Annotated in this window: 9 protein-coding genes; 1 reads left to right on the forward strand and 8 read right to left on the reverse strand. The window is 59.8% G+C overall.

All coding sequences use genetic code 11. The annotated features are described in order from the left end of the window. A partial coding sequence (locus tag ABYM29_RS14300; protein WP_372865461.1) for a DUF3080 family protein occupies positions 1–992 on the forward strand: 992 nt, incomplete at its 5' end. Positions 993–1,003: 11 nt separating this feature from the next. On the opposite strand, the gene gspN is transcribed toward ABYM29_RS14300, so the two are convergent. The 8 genes from gspN to gspG form a co-directional block, all read right to left on the reverse strand. Beyond that, positions 1,004–1,720, reverse strand: a complete 717-nt coding sequence (gene gspN / locus ABYM29_RS14305; RefSeq protein WP_372865462.1) for a type II secretion system protein N — start codon at positions 1,718–1,720, stop codon at positions 1,004–1,006. Beyond that, positions 1,717–2,199, reverse strand: a complete 483-nt coding sequence (gene gspM / locus ABYM29_RS14310) for a type II secretion system protein GspM (protein WP_372865464.1) — start codon at positions 2,197–2,199, stop codon at positions 1,717–1,719. Before gspM ends, gspN begins: the two co-directional genes overlap by 4 nt. Continuing rightward, positions 2,196–3,383 (reverse strand): type II secretion system protein GspL, encoded by a 1,188-nt coding sequence (gspL, locus tag ABYM29_RS14315; RefSeq protein WP_372865465.1) that lies wholly within the window; start codon positions 3,381–3,383, stop codon positions 2,196–2,198. The genes gspM and gspL overlap by 4 nt, the downstream gene beginning before the upstream one ends. Then, positions 3,380–4,360, reverse strand: coding sequence for a type II secretion system minor pseudopilin GspK (gspK, locus tag ABYM29_RS14320; RefSeq protein WP_372865466.1), 981 nt, complete (start codon positions 4,358–4,360; stop codon positions 3,380–3,382). Before gspK ends, gspL begins: the two co-directional genes overlap by 4 nt. Next, entirely contained in the window at positions 4,357–4,965 is a 609-nt protein-coding gene (gene gspJ, locus ABYM29_RS14325) for a type II secretion system minor pseudopilin GspJ (protein ID WP_372865467.1), read from the reverse strand. The genes gspK and gspJ overlap by 4 nt, the downstream gene beginning before the upstream one ends. Further along, complete coding sequence (gspI, locus tag ABYM29_RS14330; protein ID WP_372865468.1) at positions 4,965–5,327, reverse strand: type II secretion system minor pseudopilin GspI; 363 nt, start codon at positions 5,325–5,327, stop codon at positions 4,965–4,967. Before gspI ends, gspJ begins: the two co-directional genes overlap by 1 nt. Further along, complete coding sequence (gspH, locus tag ABYM29_RS14335; RefSeq protein ID WP_372865469.1) at positions 5,324–5,830, reverse strand: type II secretion system minor pseudopilin GspH; 507 nt, start codon at positions 5,828–5,830, stop codon at positions 5,324–5,326. Before gspH ends, gspI begins: the two co-directional genes overlap by 4 nt. Then, the coding region (gene gspG, locus ABYM29_RS14340; RefSeq protein ID WP_372865470.1) for a type II secretion system major pseudopilin GspG at positions 5,805–6,224 on the reverse strand (420 nt) is incomplete at its 5' end. The genes gspG and gspH, both read right to left, overlap by 26 nt.

Consider the following 6,224-nt stretch of genomic DNA (forward strand, 5'->3'; position numbering starts at 1 on the left):
ATAGCCACGCCGACGCGTGGCGGCGCTACGGCGACGGTCTGGGCCGCATACTACAGCGCCAGGCCGACGCGCCGACCACGTTAATCCCGACCCTGCCTCCGCCCTCGCAACTGGCTGTCGCCACCCCATCGCAGAGCATTAGGCTGCTGGATTTTTTGCGCCTGCGACGCTGCGCCCTGCAGCAAACCTTAGCGGATAAAAACAGCATTCTCGGTCGTCATGGCGACAGCGCCGCGCAGCTTATCTTTAGTCTGCGCTTTCTCCACGAAGTAGACGACTGCACTGCCCTGCTGCGCGCGGCCGGCGACACCGAACTGGCGAACAGTCTGCAACAGGCCAAAGTCGCCAAGCGCGCGGCACTACCCCAACTGTTATTTCGCGCACTGCTGGCCGGCCCCGAATTTCGACAGTTATGGCACAGTCCCGAGCAACAGCGCCAAGCCTATCCGCCCGGGCAGCGCGATCGCGCCGTATTGGCGCTGCAACGCTGGCAGCAATTACAACTGCAATGGCTCAGCGCCAGCCACTACCATCACTACAGTGAAGTCATCGGCTTGCTCAACGACATCCGCCACGGCATGGGCGGCGAACTGCTGCGCTTTCAACATCAGGCGCTAAGCGGCCTGACCAGGGCCAACGCCCTGCTTACTCAGCGCGTAGCAGGCCGCCCCCTGTGCCTGAGCGGCGCGCCTACCGCGCAGGCCATACGCTACCAGGCTTTGCTAAAACGGCGATTTATTGCTGACCTTCAGCCGTTGGCAGCACTTGCCAGCCGCCACCAACACCAACTCATGGCAGCGCTAAGCCCGCTTGAAGAAACCCTCGATCGCGCCCTGCAAGCGCATGGCGCAGGGCTGCCAGCGGCTTACCGACAATGGCGCAGCCAGCGCGACGCCTTACTGAAGTCCGTGCAGGACAGCCACCGCCAACATGTTTTGCTGAACAGCCAGCTTATTGCCCAATGCGGCCTGACACTGGGCGCGGCGCCCTAGTGTGGGCCTTACTATAAACGCAGAATAAAGTCGCCGCCGCGCGGCCGCCCGAAGAATTGCACCATGCTGTTATACAACTCGCTGCCCGCCGGTGGCGACAATCTCAGCTGGCCGCGGGGAACCCCCTCGGCATCGACCACAATACTGCCGCGCAGGCGCAATGGGTTATTGTCGTCGATGCGCAGTTGCAGGGCTCCGCCATCACAACTCAGTTCCGCGCGAATTTCTCCCAGCGCATCCAGGCCCGCCACATCACCGCTGAGCTGATCGACCCGCAGCTCGCCGACGAGTGTCTGACAACCGTCGGCGCTGATCACGGCCTGCTCTATCTCAGCGGAGATAAGCCCGTCAAATCCCATACTGGGCATTTGCACTGCCCGCAGCAAGGGTGCAATACGCCCCCTCAACTCCAGTGCCGACACAAGTACCTGCCCATCGCTGACACCCAGCTGGGCATTGAGTTCGGCCGGATCGGCAACACGAATGGCCAAGGGCTGCTTGCGCAACAGTGCCAAGGGTTGAATGCGCCATTGCAGCTCCCGCAGCAACAGCCCTCGATAGCTGAGGTAGCTAAATTCACCCTGCCACAGACTGCCCGATTCAGCGCCCAGTTGCAGGCCGGCAACGCGGCTGCGCAGTAAATCAGCAAGTGGCCAGGCTGGCGCGCGCCACAACACACTGCCGAAAAACACCAGCAAGCAGGCCGCTATCACCAACACACGCTTCACGGCGTACCACCTAGAGAGACACGCAGCGACACTTTGCCCGGCACATCGAGACGGCCCATCGCCAGCGAATGCAGGGGCATGCCAGTCATTAACAAGGCATCGACAAAACGCACGGCACTGTTATAGTCCGCGCTGCTCACCTGAACGCTGTAGCGGCCAGCCGCCTGTGGTTCAATGCGGCTAATCGCCAGAGAAAACTGCCGTGCGGCACTGGTAATCTGCTGCTGGGTAGACCCGGCGGCCACAGTGAGTTGACGACCATTGCCGTGGGCAACTCGAATTTGCGCCGCGGCCTCCTGCATCCAAAGATAAGCATCACGGCGCTGCTCTAAACGCTGCGCCGATGAATCTCTGGCCTGTAGTAAGGGCTGCCACAAGGCCAACCAAAGTATCAACGGCAGGCCGACAAATACGCCGGCGAACACCACCTGCTGTTCGCGCTCGGAGCGAGCACTTAACCAATTGCGCAACCTATTCACTGAGCCGCCTCCCGCAATTCCAACTGCCCACTGATGCCGCTATCCTGTTGGCCAAAGGCCCCGCGACTCACCGCAAAACCCTGCTTGGCCAAGGCCGCCACCCAGCTGTCCACCGCGCCGTAGTCCTCGGCGTCGACCAACAATTTAATGGCTTTGCCGTCATAGTTCAGCTGCTGAATTCGCAGCGCCGCCCCTCCTTTGCTGGCTCGGGCGATGCGTTCCAGCCAGGGCAAAAACTCACTGTCGCTGCTCGCCGCCCCCTGTAAGGCATTGAGCTGGCTGCGCATTTGACTGCGGGCATTCACCACCCGCGCGCCGGGGAAGGTATCGCGATAAATCGCCACCATCCCCTGCTCATAGCGATCAATCTGGCGGCGGTTATCCACGACTTCCAGCCCGAGCTGTAGCCAGTGCAGGCCCAGCAATGTCAGCAGCAACAGCAGTGGCCAGCGCAACCTCCGCAGCTCTGAGTGACTTTCCTCACGCGCGGCATAGTCGCCACTCAGCAGGTTTATCGGCCATGGCCGACACAGAGCAGCGATGACTTCAAGGCGTTGATTGAATGTTTCAGGCGGTGCAGAAAATTCACTGAATACCGCCTGCGGCGCCATATCTCGCTGGCAATACAGCGCTGCGCTCGCGCCATCGCCCGCCACCAGCTGCCACCAACTGTGCAGGTTTTCACTCTGCAAGGCGGTGGCGGCATTATCTAGATGCACTGTCGCACGCTGCTCATCCAGCAAAACCACATTGCTGGGCAACATGGCGTAATCCGGCAGCATCGCTTTAATTTGTAAGCCGCTAGACGCCAACATGGCCTGCCACTCATCCATATGCCGGCGCTCGACAACCAGCACATCGCAAGCTTCGTTGGCGCGAATTCTTCCACAGGCCAAATGCAGCGACTCCAGGTCACTACACAGCTGCTCCTCTAGCTGATAGGGCAGCGCTGCCAGCCCCACCTTGCCGCCCTTGGGCAGCACCACGCGCTGCCAGCTCACCCACTCGCCGGGCACGACAACATAGCAGGGAAGTGCGGCAAAACGCTCGCCGAGCGCCGCCAGTGACTCGTCCACCGCTAGCGTGCCGCTGTCGATGGCCCGCGCCGAGGAGACATCCCAATGCAGCCAGTGCAACTGCGACTCCCCCGGCGCGGGCATTGCAAGCAGTAATCGTTCGCTCAAAAAATTTCTCCATATTCCCGCGCATAGGCATAGGCCTTGCCATTGCGCAGTACAAAACGACTGTACAGGCGCAGCTGTCGCTGCTCATAAAACACATCGGCAAGACCAAGAAAATACTGCGACTTCACCGCAAGCCCGGCCTGCAATGGCGCAGCGATCTGCTCCTCGTCCGCCAACGCCAAGCCGGCAATAAACTCTTCTACTGACGGCCAGCCACCGGCGGGCCGCTCATTGATCACCCTCTTAAGCTGCTCAACCGCCAAAACATTGCCTATGGCCGCCGCCAACAGCGGCGCGTCATCCACCGACAGGGTATTAATGTTCAACGGCGTTTCTATCTCTGGCAAGGCACAGAGAAAAGGCGACAATTTATCCCATTCGCCCTCTTCAAATTCGGCAAATAAGCCCAGCTCACTGAGTGAGTCGACAGGCTGATTAGGCGGTAAGAACGGGTAGTCCCCGCCGCTGTAACTCAAGTCTTCAGCACCGTAGACCCCCTCCGGCGCAAAATCGACGTCGATCCAATCACTCAGGCGCTGGCCAATCACCTGGGCACGCTGCACATCAATATCCACATTCAGCAACAGTAGCTCAAACAGCTGTTGAGCACCGCTGCGCTCCCCGCCCTGCTCGCTGTTATCCTGGCGGTGCAGGCGATTCACATTAAAACAGCCCTGCTGATCCTCGATAAGCCCGGCGACCGAACCGCCATCAACCGGAAACACAATGTCGCGGCGCGCCCAATTCTGGTTGAGCGCCACCACCTCTTCGCCGGCGATATCCTCCAGCGCAATAGCGGCAATACGCTCGCCACCCAGGGCGTACCAGTAGGCCTGGTCCATATAGCGCTGATTGAGCAGGCGCTGGCTGTTATAGCGAACGCCCTCTACCAGGTTTACCGACAGCACCAACATAATGGCCACCATCATCAAGACCATCAGCAGGGCTGCGCCGCGCTCACGCCCCGGCCGAGTCATGGCTGCAGCTCCGGCAACATGACATTCATGCGGATATCGGGCCACGGCCCCACGTCCATTTCAATACGCAGGCCCTGTGGCTGCAGGGCGTTTAACTGCGTGCTAGGCGGCCAGAAATTACCCCAACGACTGCCGTCGTAGAAACTCACGACAAAGCGGTCCACCCCCGCGAGCAGCGATCGCTTGTGCCAGGGGCTATTGGCGGTCGGGTCGGCCACCGCTGCGCTATAGCGCAGCAATTCACCGTCTTCCAGACGATAGCGCACCCGCTCCAAGCTGCCGGTTAACTTTTGCCCAGGCAGTGTACGCCGACCGCCATGGACAAACTCCAGCTCACTATTCTCGCCGATCTGCTCGGCCTGCAGCCTCGCCGCCATTGCATCGCCCTGCTCATCTCGGGGAATACGCGGGGTTAATTGTTCGAGGTCACGACGCATAATCTGCAGTGCCAAGGCCAAACGCTCCAGCTGCTGTTGGCGCTGTACAACCATTTCTTGACTGCCCAAAGCACCATTAAGCATCGCACTTGCCATGGTGCCGAGCAGCGCCATGATGCCTATGGCTATCAGTAGCTCAACGAGAGTAAAGCCCGCAACGCGACGCATTACTTAGCCACCTGCTTGGCCATAAACGCGCTGCGACTGGCCAGCGTATCGTCTTCTCCGGCCAGCTGAATGCTGATTTCCACCCGCCGCATGGAGGGTTCAGGGGTATCGCTCAGTGTGCGCCGCCAAACGAAATCGTAACCGGCCAAACTCGTCTCACCAATGTTGCGGTTGCCGTAGCCCTCGCGACTAATATCAATCAATAGATTTTGCGCCAACAAATCGGCAAATTGACGCTTCTCCAGCTCGCCTGTGCTGCGCGCCGCCTCGCTGAGGCTGTTGCTCAGCGCCACGGCGGCTGTGGCAAAGATCATCAGTGCCACCATAATTTCCAGCAGCGTAAAACCACGCTGGCGCTTCATTTGTCCACCTCTATGCGCAAGCTGTCGTCGACACTTAGGCGACTGCCATCAACCGCATATAGACGCCATTCAAAGGGACTGAGCTGGCCATCACCAAGAAACACGATCTGTGGGGTGAGCACGCGAGCACTGTCATCTCGCGGCAGGCGCAAGGGCTCACCACCGAGCAATATTTCCGAGCGCAGCGCCTCATCAAGGCGCAGTGGCCGCGACAGCTTGCCCTCGTCAATCGGCTGCCAGCCCTCGGTGCTGCGCACCATAAACCGGCCGCTGTCGCCCTCCCATAACAGCCCCAAGCTGCGACCGCTAAACACCGCTTCAGCGCGAGCGCCACGCAATGCCAGCAATAACACAGCGCGGTTCTCACGCAGCAGCGCGTCGCCGTCCTTAGCAGGCAAAGTCAGCACCGCCACGCCGCTCATTAGGCCGATAATGAAAATAACGACCAGCAGCTCCAGCAGCGAAAAGCCCGACTGATTACTCCTGCCAGTTAACGATGTCACGGGCTAACTCCTCGCCGCCCTCTTCGCCGTCAGCGCCAGTGGAATACAGGTCGTAGGCACCGTGTTCACCCGGCTGAATGTAGTTATAAGGATTGCCCCAGGGATCGTCTGGCAAACGTTTGATATAGCCATCGCGGCGATAATTCTTCGGTTGTGGCCCGGTTTCTGGACGCCTAACCAGTGACATCAGGCCCTGGTCGGTGGTCGGATAAACATGGTTGTCCAGCTTGTACATATCCAGTGCCTGCTCCAACACGGCAATATCGGCCCGCGCCTTTTCGACCATCGCGCGGTCCTGGTTTTGCAGCACATTGGGGGCAACAACCGCGACCAGCAGGCCGAGAATAACAATTACCACCATGATTTCCAGCAGCGTAAAGCCCTGTTGACGGCG

The sequence above is a fragment of the Spongiibacter sp. genome (assembly GCF_041602295.1).
GTDB lineage: Bacteria > Pseudomonadota > Gammaproteobacteria > Pseudomonadales > Spongiibacteraceae > Spongiibacter.